The sequence below is a fragment of the Bradyrhizobium icense genome, from assembly GCF_001693385.1.
Taxonomy (GTDB): Bacteria; Pseudomonadota; Alphaproteobacteria; order Rhizobiales; family Xanthobacteraceae; genus Bradyrhizobium; species Bradyrhizobium icense.
Window position 1 is genome coordinate 6,619,985 of record NZ_CP016428.1, and the last position, 23,014, is coordinate 6,642,998.

2 protein-coding genes are annotated in these 23,014 nt (G+C 64.9%); both read right to left on the reverse strand.

Annotated elements, in window-relative coordinates:
- Window positions 1-2 precede the first annotated feature (2 nt).
- The gene (locus tag LMTR13_RS30750; RefSeq protein ID WP_065731041.1) at window positions 3-16,439 is read right to left on the reverse strand and encodes a non-ribosomal peptide synthetase; all 16,437 of its coding nucleotides are present in this window, start codon (window positions 16,437-16,439) and stop codon (window positions 3-5) included.
- Window positions 16,432-23,013, reverse strand: a complete 6,582-nt coding sequence (locus LMTR13_RS30755) for a non-ribosomal peptide synthetase (protein WP_065731042.1) — start codon at window positions 23,011-23,013, stop codon at window positions 16,432-16,434. Before LMTR13_RS30755 ends, LMTR13_RS30750 begins: the two co-directional genes overlap by 8 nt.
- Window position 23,014 lies beyond the last annotated feature (1 nt).

The following is a 23,014-nucleotide window of genomic DNA, read 5'->3' on the forward strand; positions in this document are numbered from 1 at the left end:
ATTCACTCCGCCGGCTCGGGCACCGTATCCTGCGACGCTATCGATGCCGTCTCCGGCACGAGCAGGCCGCAGATCTCATCGAGCAAGCCGGCATCCTTCAGGATCGTGAAGTGATTGTCGCCGACGACGCCGCGGTCAATGGCGTCAGGCAGTTGTGTCTCCAGCCGATCGCGCTGCGTCAGGCGGCCCGACGTCCACCAGCACAATGGCTTGGTCGCAAGACGCCGCGGCGGCGCCGCGTTCTGCGTCAGGGTCTTGAGGTGCCGGCCGACTGCGAAGGCTGCTGATAGGTCGTCGACGCCGAGCAGCATGCCGTCCGCCGAAGTTCGCTCCCCCAATATCTGTGCGACCAGGCGCCGGACGCTCTCGGATGTCTCCGGCATGCCTGCGGCCTTCGCCTCCTCCACATGCGAACTGATACGAACGGCCGCGGCGTGCGGCAGAACGGCCGACAGCAATCCCGCGAGATCATCGATCCAGTGGGCTGCCGCTGCCTGCCGATCCGATCCGCCGTGCTCACGCAGCACAAAGCTATCGACCATCAGGAGACAATCGACGCGTTCACCGCTCCGTTCGAGCTCGGCTGCAACAAGCGTGACGAGAAGGCCTCCGAGCGACCAGCCGATCAAGCTATAGGGACCTTGCGGCTGAACCCGCCTGATTTCGCTCGCATAGTCGGCCGCCATCGTTTCGAGCGACCGGTCGCTCCACGAACTGTCGACCAGCATCCTGGACTGCAGCCCGATCACCTGCCGGCGTTCTTCGAGGCGGCGCGCCAGCGGCCCATAATCGAAAACGGTACCGAAACCACCGTGCACGCAGAACACCGGATGCGCGCCGTGAACCGCGGCATTCAGCGGCAGCAGCGCTGTCGGCGGCGGCGCAGCGACGGGCGTCGAGGAAGCGTTGTCCGCGAGCAGCGCGCGGATCGTCGGCTTTTGCAGGAGATCGCGAAGCTTGATCTCGATGCCAAACGTCTTGTCCTGCCGAAGCCGGGCCACGACCTTGAGACTCAGAATCGAATTGCCGCCGAGCTCGAAGAAATTATCGGTGACGCCGACCTGCGGCAGCTTGAGGATGTCGGCCCACAGGCGCGCCATCGCAGTTTCGGCCGGCCCTTGCGGAGCCACAAAGCTTCGCCCGGCCGAGTCGGGCGCCGGCAGTGCACGCCGGTCAACCTTGCCGCTCGACAACACCGGCAGTCGCTCAAGCACCATGATCCGCGCCGGCACCATGTAGACCGGCAGAGTCAGCTTGAGGAAGGAGGTCAATCCCTCGACCAACGCCTCGGCAGCATCTCCCGCTGCGTCCTTTGCAGCCTTCGGCGCGACATAGGCCACGAGCTGGTTTCCAGCCGAGCCCGGCAACGCCAGCACGGCCGCCTGCTCGATCTCCACGTGACGAAGCAGCGAGGTCTGGATCTCTCCAAGCTCGATCCGGAAGCCGTTGACCTTGACCTGGTCGTCGCTGCGGCCGAGATATTCGACGGTACCGTCCTCGCGCCAGCGCGCGAGGTCGCCGGTCCGGTAAAGCCGCCCCCCCGGCAGCGCAGAGAATGGATCAGGCACGAAGCGCTCGGCGGTCATGCCCGCCTTGCCGTGATAGCCGCGCGCCAGCCCGAAGCCGCCGAGATAGAGCTCGCCAGCGACACCGGCGGGAATGATGTTGAGCGAACTGTCGAGAATGTAGGCGCGGCGGTCGCCGACCGGCAAACCGATCGGCGCGTACGGCGTCTCGCATTCGCCAGTTCCATCGACCTTCCAGACCAGCGGCGTGACGACGGTTTCGGTCGGACCGTAGCCGTTGATCAATATCCGCGGTTTCAGAACGCGCCTGACCTTGTCGAAGCCAGCCTTCGGCATTGCCTCGCCACCGAACGAGTACAGTTTGACCGGCGGCGGATTACCCGCCTGCTCGACCGCCTCCGCAACCTGCTGCAGATAGGCCGGCGGCAACCCGATATGCGTGACCTGATGCGCATGCAGGTTTTCGACGGTCTGCTCCGGCGTCCACAATTCGGCGTCGCGCATCAAGAGCCGCGCGCCGTGCGACAACACCGTCAGCCAGCGTTCATGGGCACCATCGAAGGCCAGCGACAGGAAATGCAGCTCGCACGAGCTCTCGTCGATCTCGTAAAGCCTGCCCGTGACGTGACAGTGCATCGCCAGCGGCCCATGAGCGACGGCCACGCCTTTTGGCGTGCCCGTCGAGCCGGACGTGTAGATGAGGTAAGCGAGATTATCGGCGTGCAAGTCTGGTTGCGGCGCATGATCCGGTCCGGCATCGAAATCGAATGTCGCAAGGGAGATTCTCTCGACACCATCGATGCCTTCCCGGATATCGAGCTGTCCCGTCAGCAGGAACGATATCCCGGCATCGCGCATGACGAAGACGCGCCGCTCGGCCGGAATCTCCGGGTCGAGCGGGACGTAGGCCCCGCCCGCCTTCAGGACCGCCAGCAGCGCTACCATTGTGGCTTCGGTTCGCTCGACCACAACACCAACGCGCTGCTCGGGCTTCAGCCCCCGGCCGATCAGGTGATGGGCAAGACGATTGGCCCTGGCCTCGAGCGTACCGAACGAGAGCGTTGTGCCGCCGATGGTAAGCGCCGTCCGCTCCGGATGCCGCCGCGCGTGGATGCTGATCGACTCGTGAACCAGCGGCAATGCGACCGCTGACGTCGCGTGGCGATTGCAGTTTTCGGCGAGAGCGGCGTCGATCGCCGTGACCGGATCGATGCTGCCGAGCAACGCCGACGAATCGCGGGTCAGCGCGGCCAGCAGTTGCTCGAACTGCGCCTTGATCTGCGTCGCCTGTGTTGCCGCAAAATGGCTCGGCATATAGGTGTACTCGATCTGAAGCGTGTCCTCGACGAGCACCGACAGGTCCATCGGATAGTTCGTCACGTCGACATTCCTGAGGCCGCCGAACTGCAGCGAGCCGTCGCCCCGGTGCATGCTGCGTTCGATCGGATAGTTTTCGAACACGATGATGCTGTCGAACATGGCCTGACCGGCGCGGCCGGCCCAGCTCTGGATGTCGTAGAGCGGCGTATGTTCGTAATCCCGGATCGCCGAATTGCGATCCTGAAGCGCCCGCAGCCATTCTCCGACAGTGCCCGTGGATGCTGGCGTTTCGATCACGGGCAAGGTGTTAATAAAGAGCCCGAGCATCTGCTGCGATCCGTCGAGGCTAACCGGGCGGCCGGCAACCGTAACGCCAAACGTCACGGTCTGCTGGCCGGTATAGCGGTGCAGCAACAGCGCCCATACGCCTTGAACGACAGTGTTGAGCGTGATCCGCTCGCGGCGCGCGAATGCTTTCAGCTCCGCGGTCGCCGTTTCTCCGAGCCGCGTGTAACAGCGCTCGTGGCCGGATGCTTGATGACGGCGCGAGCCGAAGGCATCGGCCAGTTGCGTCGGCTCTTCGAAGCTCTTGAGCTGTTCGCGCCAGAAGGCTTCGGCAGCCTTGGCGTCCTGCGCCAGAAGCCAGGCGATGTAATCGCGGTAACGCGTCGGGTTCGCCGCGGGCGCGCCGCTATAATAGCATTCCAGCACTTCCCCGACGAACCTTGCCGAACTCCATCCGTCCATCAGGATGTGATGATAGGTCCAGATCAGGCGATAGAGATCGTCCTCGAGGCGCAGCAGCCGCACGCGCTGCAGCGGCGGCATCGATAGATCGAACTCGGCGGCGCGCTCGCCGGCAAGCGCCGCCGCAATCCGGTCCTCATTGATGGTTTGCCCGCGCCAGTCTTCCCGTTCGAACGGCGCGACGGCCTCGCGATAGACGGCTTGCAGCGGAGACCCGGCAAGCTCGCGCCACAGGAATCCGGTCCGAAGCATCTGATGGCGTGCAGTCACCTCGCGCCATGCTCTTCCGAGGCGCACGGCGTCAAGCCCGCGGATTTCAACGCTGACCTGATTGACGTAGACACCGCTGCCGGCATCGCGCAGGCTATGGAACAGCATGCCCTGCTGCATCGGCGACAGCGGGTAGATGTCCTCGATGCGGTTCCAGTCGAGATCGAGCCGATCGAGCTGTTCGCTGGTCAAACCCGACAGCGAGCCGCGCGCTGGTGCCGGAGTGTCCTTGTTCGGGCCGACATCGTGGGACAACGCGGCCAGCGCTTCGATCGTCTGATGCCGGAAGACATCGCGCGCCTCGATGAGTACGCCCTCGCGGCGCGCGCGGCTCACCATCTGCAGCGAAATGATCGAGTCCCCGCCGAGCTCGAAGAAATTATCGGTGACGCCGATATCGGGCTGTTTGAGCAGATCGGCCCAGATCTCGGCGAGCGCCGTTTCCACCGGCGTGCGCGGTGCGACGCGTTCGGTTGATGTCGCAAGCTGGTCCGGCACCGGCAGCGCCTTGCGGTCGATCTTGCCGTTCGGCGTCAGCGGCAGCCGCTCCAGCACCACAATCCGCGCCGGCACCATGTAGTCAGGCAGTAGCGCTGAGAGCGCGGTCTTGAGTGCTGTCCCATCCATCAACGTTTCGCCACTGACATAGCCGACCAACTGGCGGGCAGCGCCAACCTCGCGCGCGACCACGACCGCCGAGCGCACGCCAGCCTGTTCGAGAAGCCGCGCCTCGATCTCGCCGAGCTCGATCCGAAAACCGCGGATCTTCACCTGGTGGTCGGCGCGGCCGATATATTCGATCACCCCATCGTCGCGCCATCGCGCCACGTCGCCGGTGCGGTAGAGCCGCGCTCCCGGCGGGCCGAACGGATCGGGGATGAAGCGTTCCGCGGTCAGCGCGCCGCGCCGCCAGTAGCCGCGCGCGAGACCCGCGCCGCCGATATAGAGCTCGCCCGCCACGCCAATCGGCGCGAGATTGAGGTCGTTACCCAGAATATGCAGCGTGGTGTTGCCGATCGGGCCGCCGAGAAGCGGACGATCGTCCTTGGCATCGAGGCGGTGGCGGGCCGACCACACCGTGGTCTCGGTCGGGCCGTACAGGTTCCAGACTTCGCCGGCCTGCGCCACCAGCCGCCGCGCCAGATCCGGCGGCAGCGCCTCGCCGCCGCACAGCACGCGGCAGCTCGCGGGCAGCGATGGGCCGTCATGATCGAGCAGCATACGCCAGGCCGAGGGCGTCGCCTGGATCATGGTGACGCCGTGCTTGACCACCATCGCCTTGAGCCGCGCCGGATCATGCGCAGCCGCCCGATCCGCCAGCACCACGCATGCCCCGAGCGTCAGCGGCAGCCACAATTCCAGCACCGCGATGTCGAACGACAGCGACGTCAGACCAAGCACGCGGTCCTTGGCCGTCATGCCCGGCCGCTCCGCCATCGTCGCCAGAAAATTCGTGACCGCGTCGTGACGCACCATCACGCCCTTGGGCAGGCCGGTCGAGCCCGAGGTGTAGATCACATAGGCGAGGCTTTCGGGATGATGGACGGCGACATCCAAATTGCCGGCATCAGTGCCCTCTCCTTCCTTCCCGTCGAGCAACCAGGCCTCCGCGCCGGTCTCCTCCAGCACGAGCGTAAACTGATCCAGCAGCGTTCGCTGCGTCAGCACCAGCGCCGCACCGCTGTCGCGCAGCATGTGCGCCAGCCGCTCCGCCGGATAGTCCGGATCGAGCGGCAGATAGGCCCCGCCCGCCTTCAATACCGCCAGCAGCGCGACCATCATGTCGACGCCGCGGTCGAGCGCCAGCCCCACCACCACGTCGGTTCCGACACCGCGCTCGCGCAATCGCCTCGCCAGCCGGTTGGCCCGTCCGTTCAACTCGGCATAGCTCAGCTTCTCGTCGCCAAACACCAGCGCCACCGCATCAGGAGATTGATGGACCTGTTCTTCGAACTGCTCGACAATTCCCCGACGCGGCGCATCGCAGCGCGTATCGTTCACCCGTGAGAGCAGCGCATCCTCAGCCGGATCGCTGGCCGCGATCATGCCGACGGTCCGGTCGGCATCGGCGCTCAACGCTTCCATCAGCCGCACAAAGCCGCGCTGCAACCGCGCGATCTGCATCTCATCGAAATGCCTGCGCTGATAGTTGAAGACCAACCGCAATCGCTCATCGAGGCCGATGCTCGCAAACAGCGGATAGTTGCTGGTCTCGACGATCCTGGTCTCGCCGACCCGGATCTGTCGGTTCTTTCCCATCAGCGCGCGGTCGACCGGATAGTTCTCGAACACCAGGATGCTGTCGAACAGCGGCCGCCCGGGACGTCCCGCCAGGCGCTGGATCTCGTAGAGCGGCGTCCAGCCATATTCGCGCAAGGTCAGATTGCGATCCTGCAGTTCGCGCAGCCATGCGCCGACTTTCTGCTGCGGGCCGACATCGTCGACGACGGGCAAGGTGTTGATGAACAGGCCCACGATATCCTCGGCGCCGGCCAATTCCGGCGGCCTGCCTGATACGGTAACGCCGAAGCAAACCGCTCCCTGCCCTGTATACTGCCGTAGCAGTTGCGCCCAAGCCGCCTGCACCAGCGTGTTCAGCGTCACGCGCTCGCGCGCGGCAAATTGTTGCAGACGTTCAGTCGCGGCAACATCCAGCTCCAGCGCAAGCATGCCGTGACCGGGCGCCTCCGCGTCGGCATGTTCGATCGAACCTCCTGCAAGGAAGCTCGGTTCTTCCAGCCCTTCCATCGCGCTGCGCCAGAACGCCGCCGATGCATCGCGGTCCCGGCTCTGCAGCCAACCGATGTAGTCGCGATAGCGCCGATGCAATGTCGGCAACCGGCCGTCGCTGTCATGCTGCATCACCTCGGCGATCAGCCGCGCCGAACTCCATCCGTCGAGAAGGATGTGATGGTGCGTCCAGATCAGCCAATGACGATCCTCACCGAGCTGGATCAGCCGCACCCGCTGCAGGGGCGGCTTCGACAGATCAAACCCTTCGACCCGTTCGCACCGCGAAACTTCGCCCAGCGCAGCCTCCAACTCGGACTGCTCCAACGCCGCAGTACGCGCGCGCCAGTCCTCCTCGACGAACGGCACTTCAGCACGGCGATAGACGATCTGTTGCGGCGAGCCTGACAGGTCGCGCCAGACGAAACCCGTTCTCAGCACCGCATGGCGATCGCTGACCGCCTGCCAGGCGCGATGGAGCTTTCCGGCATCGAGACCGCGCACTTCCGCGGCGACCTGGTTGACGTAAAGCCCACTCTCGCCGTCGTGCATCGCATGGAACAGCATGCCCTGTTGCATCGGCGACAACGGATAGATGTCCTCGATCTCCCGCCAATCCAACTCCAGTCCGTCGAGATCGGCCTGATCAAGGCCCGACAATGCCACATCCGACGGCGTCAAGCCGCAGGCGCCGCTGGTGCAGTGATCGACCAACTCGCGCAGCGCCATTTCGTACAATCCAGCCAACCGCTCGATCGTCTCGCGCCGATAGCGTTTACGACCGAAGCCGAACGAGAGCCGCAACTGGCCGTCGCGCACGGTGCCGTTCACGCTGAGCCAACGCCGCAACGGGCTCGATGCGTCGCGCGAGGGGCCCGCGCTTTCCGATGCCATGGCGAACAATGCCGCGTCGCCAACACCGCCGTCGATCTGGCCGAGATAGTTGAACGCAATCTTTGGCCCGGCAACGTCAGACAGCGCCGCGCGCCGCTCCTTAGAGCCGAGATAGCGCAATACGCCATAGCCGAGCCCCCGCCCGGGAATGCCGCGAAGTTCCTGCTTCACGGTCTTGATGAGTGACGAGGGGTCCTGCGACCCGCCGGCCAGCCGCACGGGAAAGGCGGTGGTGAACCAGCCGACGGTGCGCGAGATGTCGAGATCGTCGAACAGATCCTCGCGGCCGTGGCCCTCCAGTTCGACCAGCACATCGTCCTTTCCGCTCCATTGCCAGACAGTACGCGCGAGACTTGCGAGAAGAAGATCGTTGATCTGCGTACGATAGGCGGACGGCGCATCCGTCAGCAGGCGCTGTGTCAATTCCCGCTCGAACGTGAGCAAGACCTCATCGGCATCGGCGACATAGTCGATGCCGCCATGGTCGTCATCGCAGGGAATATCCGCATTCGCACGGCGATCGACCCAGTAGGACAGTTCCGCCGCCAGTTCGGGCGATGCCGCATAAGCGTGCAGTCGCCCACCCCACGCGGCATAGGCATGGCTCTTCGGTGGAAGCGCAACCGTCGCGTCGCCTTTCGCGAGCTGCGCGTAAGCGGCGGAGATGTCTTCCAGCAGAACCCGCCATGACACGCCGTCGACAGCCAGATGATGGATCACGATCAGGAGACGCTGAGTGTCATAGGCGACGTCGATCCCGACCGCACGCAGCAACAGACCCCTCGATATCGAAAGACTTGCCTGCGCCGAGGATGCCAACGCCGTCACGGCTTCCTCGTCGGCCGCGTTTCTTATCCAAAGCAAATCCGCGGCGGCGGGTGCAGCGCCGTGCTCCGCGCGCCACGTTCTTTCGGCGTCTTCGAAGCGCAGCCGCAGCGCGTCGTGATGGTCGACCACTGCGGCGATCGCACGCCGCATAATGTCCCAGTCGATGCGGTCTCTCGGCCGCAGCAGCACCGCCTGATTCCAGTGATCGCGGTTTCCTGCGTCCTCCGCAAAGAACCGGGCCTGGATCGGCAACAACGCATGCGGGCCTGTGACTGCCCCCTGATCGGCGAGCGGTTCGCTGCGCTGCTCGGCGCGCGCCGCGAGCGCCAGCGCTTCGAGCGTCTGATGCTGAAACACATCGCGGGGTTCGATCAGGTAACCGGCGCGGCGAGCCCGGCTCACCATCTGCAGGGAGATGATCGAATCGCCGCCGAGCTCGAAGAAGTTGTCGGCGAGGCCGACAGCAGGCCGGCCGAGCAGTTCGGCCCAGATCGCCGCGAGCGCCATTTCGGCCGGCGTGCGCGGCGCCTGATACTCGGCGCCGCTGTAGGCCACGTCAGGTGCCGGGAGTGCGTGGCGATCGATCTTGCCGTTCGGCGCCAGAGGCAGCCGCTCCAGCAACACGATCCGCGACGGCACCATGTAATCAGGCAGAACGCCCGACAGCGCCGTCCGCAGGACCTGTTCCTCCAACTCACTCGCGCCACTGACGTAACCGATGAGCTGGCGGCTCAATCCGATCTCGCGCGCCACCACCACCGCAGAGCGGACACCGGGCTGCTCGACGAGCCGTGCCTCGATCTCGCCGAGCTCAATGCGGAATCCCCGAATCTTGATCTGATGATCGGATCGCCCGACATACTCGATCGCGCCGTCGGCGCGCCAGCGCGCCAAATCACCCGTTCGATATAGAAGCGCGCCAGGGCGGCCGAAGGGATCGGGAATGAAACGCTCCGCCGTCAGCGCCTGACGTCGCCAGTACCCCCGCGCCAGCCCTGCTCCGCCAATGAACAATTCGCCGGTCACGCCGGCGGGGACCAGGTTCAGATCGGTGTCGAGGATACGAATTGCCGTACCCGGGATCGGCCGTCCGATCGGCACCCGCGCTGCGCCATCGTCGTGACAGTTCCAGAACGTGGCGTTAATCAAGGCTTCGGTCGGACCGTAGCGATTATCGAAACGCACATTGGGGAAAGCTGCGATCACCCGCGCCTTCAACTCCGCCGGCAAGGCTTCGCCTCCGGCAAATAGCCGCTTCAGGGTGACGCAGCGTTTCGCCTCAGACTCGGCAACAAAATGTTCGAGCATCTGCGGCACGAAATGGAGCGTTGTCACCTCGTGAGTGACGATGGCATCAGCCAGAAGCCGCGGTTCGCGATGCGCGCCTGGCGCTGCAATCGCAAGCCGAGCACCGGTTGCGAGCGGCCAAAGGATCTCCCAGACCGAGACGTCGAAGCTGAACGGCGTTTTCTGCAGCAAGGTCTCGCCGGCATCGAGGCGATATTCCGCCTGCATCCAACCAAGCCGCGCCGCCAGCGCGCCATGCGTGCACGCGACGCCCTTAGGGACGCCCGTCGATCCCGACGTGTACATCACGTAGGCGAGGCTATCCGGATGCAGCGCGACGTCCGGATTGCGGACCGGCTCTCCTGACGGAACCCCGATCGCTTCGTCGATGGTCCAGGCCTCGACGGCAGCTTCCGCGATCACAGGCGCAAGGCGCCCCTGCAACCGGCCCTGCGTCAGCACCAGCGCCGCTCCGCTATCGCGCAGCATGTGCAGAAGGCGGTCCGGCGGATAGTCGGGATCGAGCGGCAGATAGGCCCCACCGGCTTTCAGCACCGCGAGAACACCCACGATCAGTTCAACGCTGCGCTCCAGCGCAAGGCCGACCAACAGGTCGCGACCGATGCCGTGGTCGTGCAGCCGCCGCGCCAAGCGATTGGCACGAGCGTTCAAATCGGCATAGCTGACCTCCTGGCCGCCAAACACCAACGCAATAGCGGATGGCACAGCGGCGGCACGCGCCTCGATCTGAGCGACGATGCTGTTGCCAGCGTTCGGAGCCTTGGCGAAGCCGCCGCTCCAGCCAAGCACCTTCCGAACCTCGTCGGCATCGAGACCGCTGAGTTCACCCAGCGGCCGGGAAGCGTCCGCGACGATCCCGGCAAGGAGGCGCGACAGCGTGAGCTGCAGATATCTGATCTGGTCTTCATCGAACCGGGCTCGGTCGTAGCGGAAACCGAGATTGATGCCGTCGGCCCTGGCGAATACCGCCACCGTCAGGGCATAGTTGGTGATCGAGACCTGCTCGACCCGTCCGAAACGGCGACCGCTTTCGTTCTCGCCGCGCAACGCCTGATCGATCGGATAGTTCTCGAACACCAGGATGTTGTCGAACAGCGGCCGGCCGGATCGTCCGGCGAGGCGCTGGATCTCGTAGAGCGGCATCCAGCCGTGATCGCGCAAATCGACGTTGCGTTCCTGCAGATCCCGAAGCCACGCACCAATATCGGTTTGCGGGCTCGCCCGATCCACGACCGGCAGGGTGTTGATGAACAGGCCGACCATGTCTTCGGACCCGCCGATCTCTGCCGGCCTGCCCGACACCGTCGCGCCGAAGCAGACCACGCGCTGGCCGGTATGACGGCGCAACAGTTGCGCCCAGGCGCCCTGCAACAGGGTATTCAGCGTGATGCGCTCGCGCTTAGTAAATGCCTGCAGCTTTGCAGTCAGATCGGCGTTGAGAAGCAGGTCGAGCGAACCATGGCCGGATGCACCGGTGGCTGCAGGTCCCCCCAGCGTTTCGGCCAGGAAGCCCGGCTCATCCAATTCCGCCAACGCCGTGCGCCAGAACGTCGCCGACGCGTCGCGGTCCTGCCGTTGCAGCCAGGCGATGTAGTCGCGGTAGCGACCCTGCACGGCAGGCAAACGATGGCCGCGCTCATGTTGCAATATCTCGGCCACCAGCCGCGCCGAACTCCAGCCATCCAGCAGGATATGATGATGCGTCCAGATCAACCAGTGGCGGCTTTCGTCAAGCCGGATCAACCGCACACGCTGTAACGGCGCCTGCGACAGGTCAAAACCCTTGGCGCGTTCGGCCTGCGACGCCTTTGCCAGCGCCGCATCGAGTTCGCCGCAGTCCATGGCTCCGGCCCGTTCGCGCCAGTCTTCTTCCACGAATGGCAGCGTCGCATGGCGATATACCACTTGCTGTGCCGCGCCCGACAGCTCGCGCCAGGCAAAGCCGGTCCGCAGCACCGCGTGGCGCGCGCTGACCTCATGCCAGGCTGCGCGCAACCTGCCGGGATCGAGGCCTCGTAGTTCGAGGCCGACCTGATTGACGTAGTTGCCGCTTTCGCCGTCGCGCAGCGCATGGAACAGCATGCCCTGCTGCATCGGCGACAGCGGATAGATGTCTTCGATCTCGCGGCAATCGACCGTCGCGCCCAGGAGATCGAGGTCGGTCTGGCTCAAGCCCGACAATGCGAAGTCCGATGGCGTGAGGCCGCGGGCGCCGCTTGTGCAATGGTCGACGAGTTCTCTCAGCGCCGCCGCATAGTGTTCTGCGAGGCATTCGATCGCGGCTCGCCGGTAACGCCTGCGGCCGTAGCTGAACGACAACCGTAGCTGGCCTTCCCGCACCTGGCCGTTGATGCTCAGCCAGCGGCCAAGCGGCGCGCTGTCGCTGCGCGACGGCCCGGCGCTCTCAGGCGCAAGCCGGAACGGCGTGCCCTCACCTACGCTGGAATCGAACTGGCCGAGATAGTTGAAAACGATACGTGGCTCGGGCAGCGCGGCCAGCGCATGGCGCTGCGCCTCGGTGCCGAGATAGCGCAATACGCCGAAGCCCAGCCCGCGCGCGGGAATCGCCCGAAGCTCTTCCTTCACGGATTTGATCAGCGAAGCGTCATCGCCGGCGCCGCCCGGCAGGCGCACTGGGAAAGCGGTGGTGAACCAGCCGACCGTGCGGGAGATATCCACGCCAGCAAAGATGTCCTCGCGGCCGTGGCCTTCAAGCTCGACGAGAACATCCTCAGTTCCGCTCCAGCGCGATACCGCCCGCGCCAATGCTGCCAGCAGCAGATCGTTGACCTGGGTCCGGTAGGCGGACGGCGCCTCCTTCAGCAGCCGCGTCGTCAGCCCGGCATCGAATGCCAGCAGGATTTCCTCGCCGTCGACAACGCGGTCGACATCACCATGGTCGTCGTCGCAGGGCAGATCGGCGCGCGAACCTCGTTCAAGCCAATAGGGCAACTCGTCAGACAGTTCCTCGCTGCCGCTATAGGCCTGCAACCGCGCACCCCAGGATGCGTAGGATTGACTCCTCGCCAGCGCGATCGACGCTGCGTCTTGCTGAAGCTGTCCGTACGCCGCCGCAAAGTCTTCGAGCAGCACGCGCCACGATACGCCGTCGATGACGAGGTGGTGCACCACAATGAGGAGCCGCTGGCTGCCGTCGGCAAGCTCCATGCCGACCACGCGCAGCAGCGGCCCTGCCAGCGACAGGCTGGCCTGGGCGGAAGAAGCGACGGCCGTTACCTCGGCGGCATCGCGAATGCCGCTCCGAATCCACAACAACTCCGAAGCTGCCGGCGCGGCGCCATAGATTGCGCGCCAAGCGCCATCGACTTCCCTAAAGCCAAGACGCAAGGCATCGTGATGCGCCACGACGGCGGCGACCGCGCGTTCCACGTTCGCCCAATCCAGCCGCGACTTCGGCATCAACAAGACGGCCTGATTCCAGTGATGACGTTCCCCGGCATCCTCGCTGAAGAACCGCGCTTGGATTGGCAGCAGCGGATGTTCGCTGCCATAGAGATATTCTTCGGGAGCCGCCGCCTCCACCGGCCGTTCGATGCGCGCAGCCCGCGCCAACTCCTGCAGGGTCTGGTGCCGGAAAACGTCACGCGGTTCGATCGCGAGGCCCGCCTGCCGGGCGCGCCCGACCAGTTGCAGCGAGATGATGGAATCGCCGCCGAGCTCGAAGAAATTGTCGTCAACGCCAATCACCGGCTGGCCAAGCAGCTCGGCCCAGATCGCAGCAAGCGTCGCCTCGGTCGCGGTGCGTGGCGCCACGTGTCCGGCCGCAGTAGCTTGCACATCGGGCGCCGGCAGTGCTTCGCGGTCCACCTTGCCGTGCGCGGTGAGCGGCAGCCGCTCGAGCTTCACGATGCGGGCCGGCACCATGTAATCGGGCAATTCGTCCGAGAGCGCGGCGCGCATTGCCGCTTCGTCGAACGGACCGTCGCCGGCGACATAGCCGACCAGTTGACGGGTGACGCCGGCTTCACGGGCGATGACGACCGCCGATCGCACGCCCGGCTGGCGCATCAGCCACGCCTCGATCTCGCCGAGCTCGATCCGGAAGCCGCGGATTTTCACCTGATGATCGGAGCGCCCGACATACTCAATGACGCCATCGGCGCGCCATCTCGCCAGATCGCCGGTACGATATAGCCGCGCGCCGGGCGCACCAAAGGGGTCGGGAGTAAAGCGCTCGGCCGTCAGTTCAGCGCGCCGCCAATAACCGCGCGCCAGTCCTTCGCCACCGATGAACAATTCGCCGGTCACGCCGACCGGCACGACGTTCAGATCGCCATCCAGAATATAGGCCGAGCGGCGTCCCACCGGGCGGCCGATCGGCGCATAGTTGCCCTCGATCTCTTCGCTGGCATCGACCTTCCAGACCAGCGGCGTCACGACGGTCTCTGTCGGGCCGTAGCCGTTGATCAATGTCCGCGGCTTGAGCGCGCGCTTGACCTTGTCGAACCCGGCCTTCGGCATCGCCTCGCCGCCAAATGAGTAGAGCCCGACCGGCGGCGGATCGCCGCGCCACGCCGCAAAGTCGGCGAGCTGCTGCAAATAGGCTGGCGGAAAGCCCGCATTGGTGACGCGCTGCTGGCGCAGAACGTCGAGCGTCTGTTCGGCCGACCACAGATTCTCGTCACGCATCACGAGCGCCGCACCGCAGGTCAGCGCGGTCCAGAGCCGCTCATGGGCGCCATCGAATGTAAAAGACAGGAAGTGCAGTTCGCGCGAGTACCGGTGCATGTCGTAGAGTCCGGCGGTCACCTCGCAATGCATCGCAAACGGCCCGTGCTCGACCGCAACCCCCTTCGGAATACCGGTGGAGCCCGAGGTGTAGATCACATAGGCGAGACTCGTTGCTTCGACGGCAATGCCGGGATCGTTCTCCGCCTCCCGGTCGAGATCGCTCGCGTCGAGCGGGACAGCCGCGATGCCGGACGGCGGCGGCGTCAGTGCCGAACCCTCATTAACCAGCACGAAGCGAACGCCGGCATCGCGCATGGTACTGACTTGCCGTTTCGCCGGATGTTCGGGATCGAGCGGAAGATAGGCCGCGCCGGTCTTCAATATGGCCAGCAATGCGACAACGAGAGACGGCGAGCGCCGCGCCGAGATACCAACCAGATCGGAACGGCCGACGCCCAAACGGATCAGACGATGCGCCAGCCGATTGGCGCGACGGTCAAGCTCGGCATAGGAGATCACCTCGTCGCCAAAGATAAGCGCCGGCGCGTCGGGTGTTTCAGCGGCAAGCTGGGCGACCGTCTGGTGTACCGGCGCAAACGGTGCGGCCGTTCCGACACCCCTGCCGTTCCACTCGCGCAGCGTGGCCATTTCCTGCGCCGATAGCAGTGCCACGCCGGCGACCGACTGTGCACCGTCCTCAGCCATCGCGTTCAGGATCGTGATCCAGTGCGAGGCAAGACGCTCGATCGTCGCCGGCTCGAACAGCGCGGTCGCGTAGGTAAAGATCGCGCGGATCTGCCCTGATGGCCCCTCTTCGCTGTCGAGCGCGAGATCGAACTTGACCGTGTCGATTTCAGGCTCGACCTTTTCGATCTGCAGGTCGGTGCGGTCGGGCGGATGGCCCGGCCCGCGCTGGCGCTGATGATTGTAGAGAACCTGAAAGAGCGGATTCTGGCTCAGGCTGCGCTTCGGCTGCAGGATTTCCAGCAGTCGCTCGAACGGAAGGTCCTGGTTCTCCTGCGCTTCGATTGTGGCCGAACGGACCGCTGTAATGAAATCAGCGATCGTCGCGCGCCCGTCGAGCTGCGTGCGAAGCACCTGGGTGTTGACGAACAGCCCGATCACGCCGCGCGTCTCGTCCCGGTGACGATTGGCGACCGGCACGCCGACGCTGATGTTGGATTGGCCGGTGTAGCGATAGAGCAGCAGTTTGAAGCTCGCCAGCAGGACGACGAACAGCGTGGTCTGATGCCGGCGCGCCAGCGCGCGCAAGCCGTCGGCGAGCATCGGATCGAGCATCATGCGGAGCGCGGCGCCGGCGAGATCGGGAACCGCGGGCCGCGCCCGATCGATTGGAAGCTGCAGCACCGCCGGATCTGCAAGGCGCGCCGTCCAGTAGTTGACCTGGCGCTCGCCATCGACAGCGCTCATCCAGAGCCGCTGCCAACAGGCATAGTCGGCATATTCAATATCAGGCTCCGGCCAAGCCGGTGCCTCGCCGCACGCATATGCCGCGTACAAGCGCCAGAACTCATCAACCAGCAAGCCCATCGACCAGCCGTCGGCGACGATGTGATGCAGGCTGACGACGAGAACGTGGTGGTCCTCCTTCAGCCTCAGCAACGCAGCGCGCATGAGCGGGCCGACTTCGAGATCGAACGGCCGCGATGCTTCCTGCCGCGCCAGCCGACGCGCCTGCTCTTCGCGGTCACCGCCATCGAGCGATACATGCCGCAATGTGAACGGCTGCGTGTCGAACACGACCTGCTCGGCCTCCTTGCCCTCTTGCCGGAATACCGTGCGAAGCGCGCTGTGACGGGCGAGCAGCGCATCGAAGGCTTGCTGCAGGGCGTGCCGTTGCAGCCGGCCTCGCAGCCGCACCGTCGCCGATATGTTGTAGGCGGCGCTGTCCGGATCCATCCGCCACAAAAACCAGAGGCGCGACTGCGCAAAGGACACCGGCGCCCGCGTTTTCTCCTGGCGCGCAATCGGCAGCATGGCGAGATTGACGCCTTTCGCCGCGAGCTGCGTCAGGAACGCTTGCTGCTTGCTGGCATCAAGACGCATCAATCGCCGTGAGATATCACGAAGCTGCTGCTTCTGCGTGGCGGCAATATCACTCATCGGAAAGTTCGACTTCCTTCAACATGTCGAGCATCGCGGCGATGTCGTCGCTGCGCTTGTCGACCAAAATCTCCGGGGCAAGAGCGGCGGCCATCGTTTCGACGGTCGTCATTTCAAACAGGCGGTTCAGTGGCAGGTCGTGGCCGAGATCGCGCTTGATGCGGCTGACGAGCTGGACAGCGGTCAGAGAGTCGCCGCCGAGCTCGAAGAAATTATCGGTGACGCCGATATCGGGCTGTTTGAGCAGATCGGCCCAGATCTCGGCGAGCGCCGTTTCCACCGGCGTGCGCGGTGCGACGCGTTCGGTTGATGTCGCAAGCTGGTCCGGCACCGGCAGCGCCTTGCGGTCGATCTTGCCGTTCGGTGTCAGCGGCAGCCGCTCCAGCACCACAATCCGCGCCGGCACCATGTAGTCCGGCAGCACCGATGACAGCGCGGCTTTGAGCGCGGCCGCATCCAGCCACGCCGCGCCGCTGACATAGCCGACGAGCTGACGTGCAGCGCCAACCTCGCGCGCGACCACGACCGCCGAGCGCACGCCATCCTGTTCGAGAAGCCGCGCCTCGATCTCGCCGAGCTCGATCCGAAAACCGCGGATCTTCACCTGGTGGTCGGCGCGGCCGATATACTCGATCACGCCGTCGGCGCGCCACCGCGCCACGTCGCCGGTGCGGTAGAGCCGTGCGCCCGGCGGGCCGAATGGATCGGGGATGAAGCGTTCCGCGGTCAGCGCGCCGCGCCGCCAGTAGCCGCGCGCGAGACCCGCGCCGCCGATATAGAGCTCGCCCGCCACGCCAATCGGCGCGAGATTGAGGTCGTTACCCAGAATATGCAGCGTGGTGTTGCCGATCGGGCCGCCCAAAAGCGGACGATCGTCCTTGGCATCCAGACGGTGGCGGGCCGACCACACCGTGGTCTCGGTCGGGCCGTACAGGTTCCAGACTTCGCCGGCCTGCGCCACCAGCCGTCGCGCCAGATCGGGCGGCAGCGCCTCGCCGCCGCAGAGCACGCGGCAGCTTGCGGGCAGCGATGGGCCGTCATGATCGAGCAGCATCCGCCAGGCCGAGGGCGTCGCCTGGATCATGGTGACGCCGTGCTTCACCACCATCGCCTTGAGGCGCGCCGGATCATGCGCAGCCGCCCGGTCCGCCAGCACCACGCACGCGCCGATCGTCAGCGGCAGCCACAGCTCCAGCACCGCGATATCGAACGACAGCGAGGTCAGGCCGAGCACGCGGTCCTTGGCCGTCATGCCCGGCCGCTCCGCCATGGTCGCCAAAAAGTTCGTCACGGCGTCATGGCGCACCATCACGCCCTTGGGCAGGCCGGTCGAGCCCGAGGTGTAGATCACATAGGCGAGGCTTTCGGGGTGCACGCCAATTTCAAGGTCATCCGTATCACTGCCCTCGCCGTCTTCCTTCTCGTCGAGCAGCCAGGCCTCGGCGCCGGTCTCCTCCAGCACCGGGGAGAACTGATCGCGCAGTGTGCCTTGCGTCAGCACCAGCGCCGCGCCGCTGTCGCACAGCATGTGCGCCAGCCGTTCGGCCGGGTAGTTCGGATCGAGCGGCAGATAGGCCCCGCCGGCCTTCAGTACCGCCAGCATCGCGACCATCATCTCGACGCCGCGCTTCAGCGCCAACCCGACCACCACGTCGGTTCCGACGCTGCGCTCGCGCAATCGCCGCGCCAGCCGATTGGCGCGCGCGTTCAACGCGCGATAGCTCAGCTCCGCATCGCCAAACACCAGCGCCACCGCATCAGGAGATTGATGGACCTCCGCCTCGAATTGCGCGACGAATGAACGGTCTCGCGGATATTGCGCCTGCGCCCGATTCCACTTCTCCAGCAAAAGCTGACGCTCTTCATTAGGCAAGACATCCAGTTGTCTGACCGGAGAGCAAGGCGCGCGTTCCAGCGCCTCCGCCAATTGATCGAGCGCCTGCTGCATCAAGGCGCAGATACGATCGGCCGAGAGCGGATGGACGATTTGAGCGGTCAAGCCGAGCGCTTGGCCATAATCCTCGACCGCCATCATCAAGGGATAGTTGGTACGCTCTTCGCCGCCGAGCCACTCGATGCCGTGCGGGCCTGCACCGCCCTTGTCCGCGGACAAAGTCTCCGGCTTCGCGTTGTGCCGATAATTCAGGATCGAGCTGAACAAGGGCGCCGGCGCGGCGACACCGCTGCATCGTTGCGCGAGCGCCAGCGAGGCGTGTTCATGCGCCATCAGTTCGGCCAGCCGGGTATGCGCCTGACGCACGCTTTCCTCGACCGCCGTATCATCGAGATCGAGCCGCAGCGGCAATGTATTGATGAACAACCCCATGGTGCGATCGCCCCCGGCGCCCGCATGCATGCGGCCAAACAGAACCGTGCCGAACACAACGCTCTCGCGTCCGCTGCTTCGCGCCACCACCTGCCCCCAGGCGAGATGGCAGAGACTGGCAAGGCTCACCCCCAGCCGCCTCGCTAAAATGCGGAGTCGTGCATTGAGCCGTTCCGGCAGCATTCGCCGCGCTTCCGCCACGCCACCACCGTCGCCATGCACGCGATCCAGCCCAAACGGCGTCGTCGGCTCATCTATGTCAGACAGCATGCCGCGGAAGAAGCGCTCGTGCTCCGCGCTGGCTGCCGATCCACGCGACTGCGCCACCAGGTTTCGGAACGGATACGGAACCGAAAGCTCGTGAGTACGTCCCGGCAATATCTTCTGCACCTCGTCGTGCATCACCTCCAGCGTAGAGTGATCGCCGATCAAATGATGCAGCAATACCAGGAGCAGCCAGCGCTCCTCGCCGGGATCGCGCGCGACCGCAAATCGCAACAGAGGCGCCTGGCCGAGATCGATCCGATTGCGGCGCGGGTCGAAACGTTGCGCAAGCTGCTTGTGCGCGGGACTGTCGCGATCCAACACGACTTCGGTAACAGCCAACGAAGCCCGTCGCCATACCACCTGCGCCGGAGCGGATAGCCCCTCCCATTGAATGGACGTGCGGAGGATGTCGTGGCGATCGATCACCTGCTGGACGGCGGCAAGATAGCAGTCGAGCAGGTCGCGGCTTGCGAACGCCATCTGGCCGATCAGCAAATACGGATCGCCTTGCGCTGCAAGCAGATGGTGAAACAGGATACCGTCCTGAAGCGGCGACAGGCCGTAAATGTCCTGGATGTTGGCAACGCCGCCGGGAATCCTGGCCACGATGCTGTCGATGTCGAATTGCTTCAATGCGATCAGCGGCAACATTTCAGGCGTAATTGCCGTCGTCTGCGGCGTGATCAGATTGGCGGGAACAGCGGCAACGGCGCCGCGATTAAGATTGGCGGCGAAATCGGCGAGCACGGGATTGGCGAACAGCGCGCGCACATCAGCGCGCAGGGAATGCCGCTGCAAGCGTTCCAGCATGCGGACCGCGAGCAGCGAGTGGCCTCCCAGTTCAAAGAAGTGATCGTTGCGTCCAATTTGATCGACGCCGAGCAGCTCGCTCCAGATCTTTGCAACGACCTCCTCGGTCTCCCCTTGCGGCGGCTCAAAGCTGCGCCTTGCAAAGGCATCATCCTCCGGCGCGGGCAGCGCCTTGCGGTCGACCTTGCCGTTCGGCGTGAGCGGCAGTGTATCCAGGCGCACGAACGCCGACGGCATCATGTAGTCCGGCAGGCACGCGCGGAGGTGATTGCGCATCGCCGCCGCAAATTCACCGGCGTCAAGTTTCACGCCGTCATCCTTCGCGGCCACGTAGGCGACAAGCCGTGGGTCACCGCTGTGTTCCCGACGCACCAGCACCACCGCATCGGTCACACTGGTGTGTTCATTAAGACGAAACTCGATCTCGCCCAATTCAATGCGGAAGCCGCGGATCTTGACCTGATGATCGTTGCGGCCGAGGAACGCGATGTTGCCATCCGGCAGGTAACGTCCGAGATCGCCGCTGCGATACATTCGCGCGGTAGCGTCGCCACTGAAGGGATCGCGCACGAAACGTTCCGCCGTCAGATCGGCGCGATTGAGATAGCCGCGGGCGCCCCCTGCCCCGCCGATGTAGATTTCGCCGGTCGCCCCTAACGGAACGGGCGCACCGAACCTGTCGAGAATATAGATCCGTGTGTTGGGAAGCGGGCGGCCGATCGGGACGACGTCGCCGTCAAAGCCCGCCGGGCGCAGCCATGTGGTGGCACAGACGGTTGCCTCCGTCGGACCGTAGCCGTTGAAGACGGCAACGCCCGAAGGCAGTCCCTTGATCAGTTCGGCCTTGGGCAATTCGCCGGCGAGGACGAGCACCTGCAGCGACGCCAGCCTGTGGAGATCATCCCGCCCCTGCAGCATGGCCGGCGGCAAGGTCGCATGCGTAATGGCGTTGTCCGCGAGAAAATCGAGCAGTTCCGACGTATTGCGGTGCTGTCGCGGGCCGACGAGAAACAGCCCTGCCCCCGAGCACAGGGCCATGACAATTTCCCATGTACTGGCGTCGAAGCTGAACGAAGCAAACTGCACGACGCGGCTGTGTGGGGAAACCTCAAACAGCGTTCGCTGGGCCTGCGCCAGATTTACCAGGCCGCGATGCTCGACCATCACCCCCTTAGGCCGCCCGGTAGAGCCGGACGTGTAGATGATGTAGGCGAGATGCCGGGAAGAAAGTCCCGTGACGAGGTCAGGCGGATTCGATGTCGCAAGCGCTGCGATGGCGTGCGCACACGCGTCGGGATCGACGATCTCGCACGCGACATTCGCGAAGATTGCGCGTCCGGCCGCATCCGCGATCAACAATTTCGGTTTCGCATCCTCGACGATCTGGCGCAGCCGCTCCACCGGATAGGCCGGATCCAGCGGCAGATAAGCGCCGCTCGCCTTGAGCACGGCCAGCAGGCTGACGACCATGGCGATGCCGCGCTCAAGACAGATCGCAACCGGCTGATCCGGCCCCACACCCAACGCGATCAAGTGCCGTGCGAGCTGGTTGGCCTTCGCATCCAATTCGCCATAGCTCAGGCGAACGTCTTCGTGAACCAGCGCGATGGCTTCCGGCGCTTTTCGGACCTGCTCAGCGAACAGCTCGTGGATGCAGCGTTCGGACGGGAACGGTTCAGCGGTCTCGTTCCAAGTATCCAGAACGAGCTTACGTTCCTCGGAGTCGATGATATCGATCCGATCGACGATTTGATCCGCGTCATCGACCATGGCCTGCAGCAAGACCAGCAGATAGTCCCGGTGACGCCTGATCGTCGCTTCGTCGAACAGTGCCGTTGCATAGTTCAAGGCGCCGACGATGCGGCCGTCCGCTTCGCCCAGACTAAGCTCGAGATCGAACTTGACCTGCTGCAGCGGGATATCGGCAATCTCGGCCTTGAGGCCGGGCAATTCAAGTACCGCCGCTTCGTTGTTCTGCCAGGCGAACACGACCTGGAAGACCGGCGTGTGGTCCAGTCGCCGCGGCGGCTGAATGATCTCGACGAGTTGCTCGAACGGCAGATCCTGGTGATCCTGAGCCGCCAGCGCCACGCCGCGCACGCGGTTGAGCAACTCCGCCACATCAGGCTCTCCCGATAAATCCACGCGGAGCGCCAGCATGTTGACGAAGAAGCCGACCAGGCTCTCGATTTCGCGCCTGTTACGGTTGGCCGTTGGCGTACCGATCACGAGATCAGTCTGCCCGGAAAGTTTTGACAACACCGCCGCCCATGCCGCCAGCACCGTCATGAATGCCGTCGCGCGATGCGACTGGCTGAATCGCTTGATGCCAAGCGTAAGGTCGGCCTCGATCTCGATCGGCAACGACGCACCGGCGAGCGACCTGACTGGCGGTCGCGGCCGGTCCGTCGGCAGTTCGAGCACCGCGGGCGCCCCCGCGAGCGCCTGCCGCCAATAGTCGACTTGCCGCTGCAATCGCTCGCCCGCCAGCCATTGCCGCTGCCAAACAGCGAAGTCCGGGTATTGAGCCGTCAGTGGCGGCAGCGGATCGCTTCGGCCTGCCGTGAAGGCTCGGTACAGAGCACCCAGCTCGCGCACGAGCACACCCATCGACCAACCGTCGGATATGATGTGATGCTGGGTGAGCAGGAACAGATATTTCGTCTCGGCGGTTCGGATGAGTCGCCAGCGGATCAATGGGCCCGCGGCGAGATCGAACGGCGTATCGGCCTCCTCGCGGCACAAGCGCGCGCGTTCCTGCTCGGCATCCGCCTGTTGCCGCAAATCATGCTCGAGCACCGGCAGGTGCGCATCGGCCGGCAACAGTTCGACGCAAGGCCTTCCTTCGACCGCGCGGAAGACACTCCGCAGCGCTTCGTGACGCGCAAACAACTGATCGAGGCCACGCCGCCATGCATCGACGTCGAGATCACCCGAAAGCTGCAAAGCGCCGCGAATGTGATAATTGGCGTTGGCGCCATCGAGCTGCGCCAGCAGCCAAAGCCGCTGCTGTGCAAAGGACAGTTCCAATGGCCCGCCGCGCGGCACCGCCGGAATCGAGGAGATTCCATTCTTGCTGGCATTTCGACCGCGGTCTCTCGCCAGCGACAGGAGTTTCTTCACCTGCGCGGAATCCAGATCACGCAAACCTGGCTTTGATGGTTCAGCCATG

What these genes read in the sequence shown, in the direction of transcription:
- LMTR13_RS30750 (WP_065731041.1), bottom strand. Translation starts at nt 16,439, where the DNA reads ATGAGTGATATTGCCGCCACGCAGAAGCAGCAGCTTCGTGATATCTCA.
- LMTR13_RS30755 (WP_065731042.1), bottom strand. Translation starts at nt 23,013, where the DNA reads ATGGCTGAACCATCAAAGCCAGGTTTGCGTGATCTGGATTCCGCGCAG.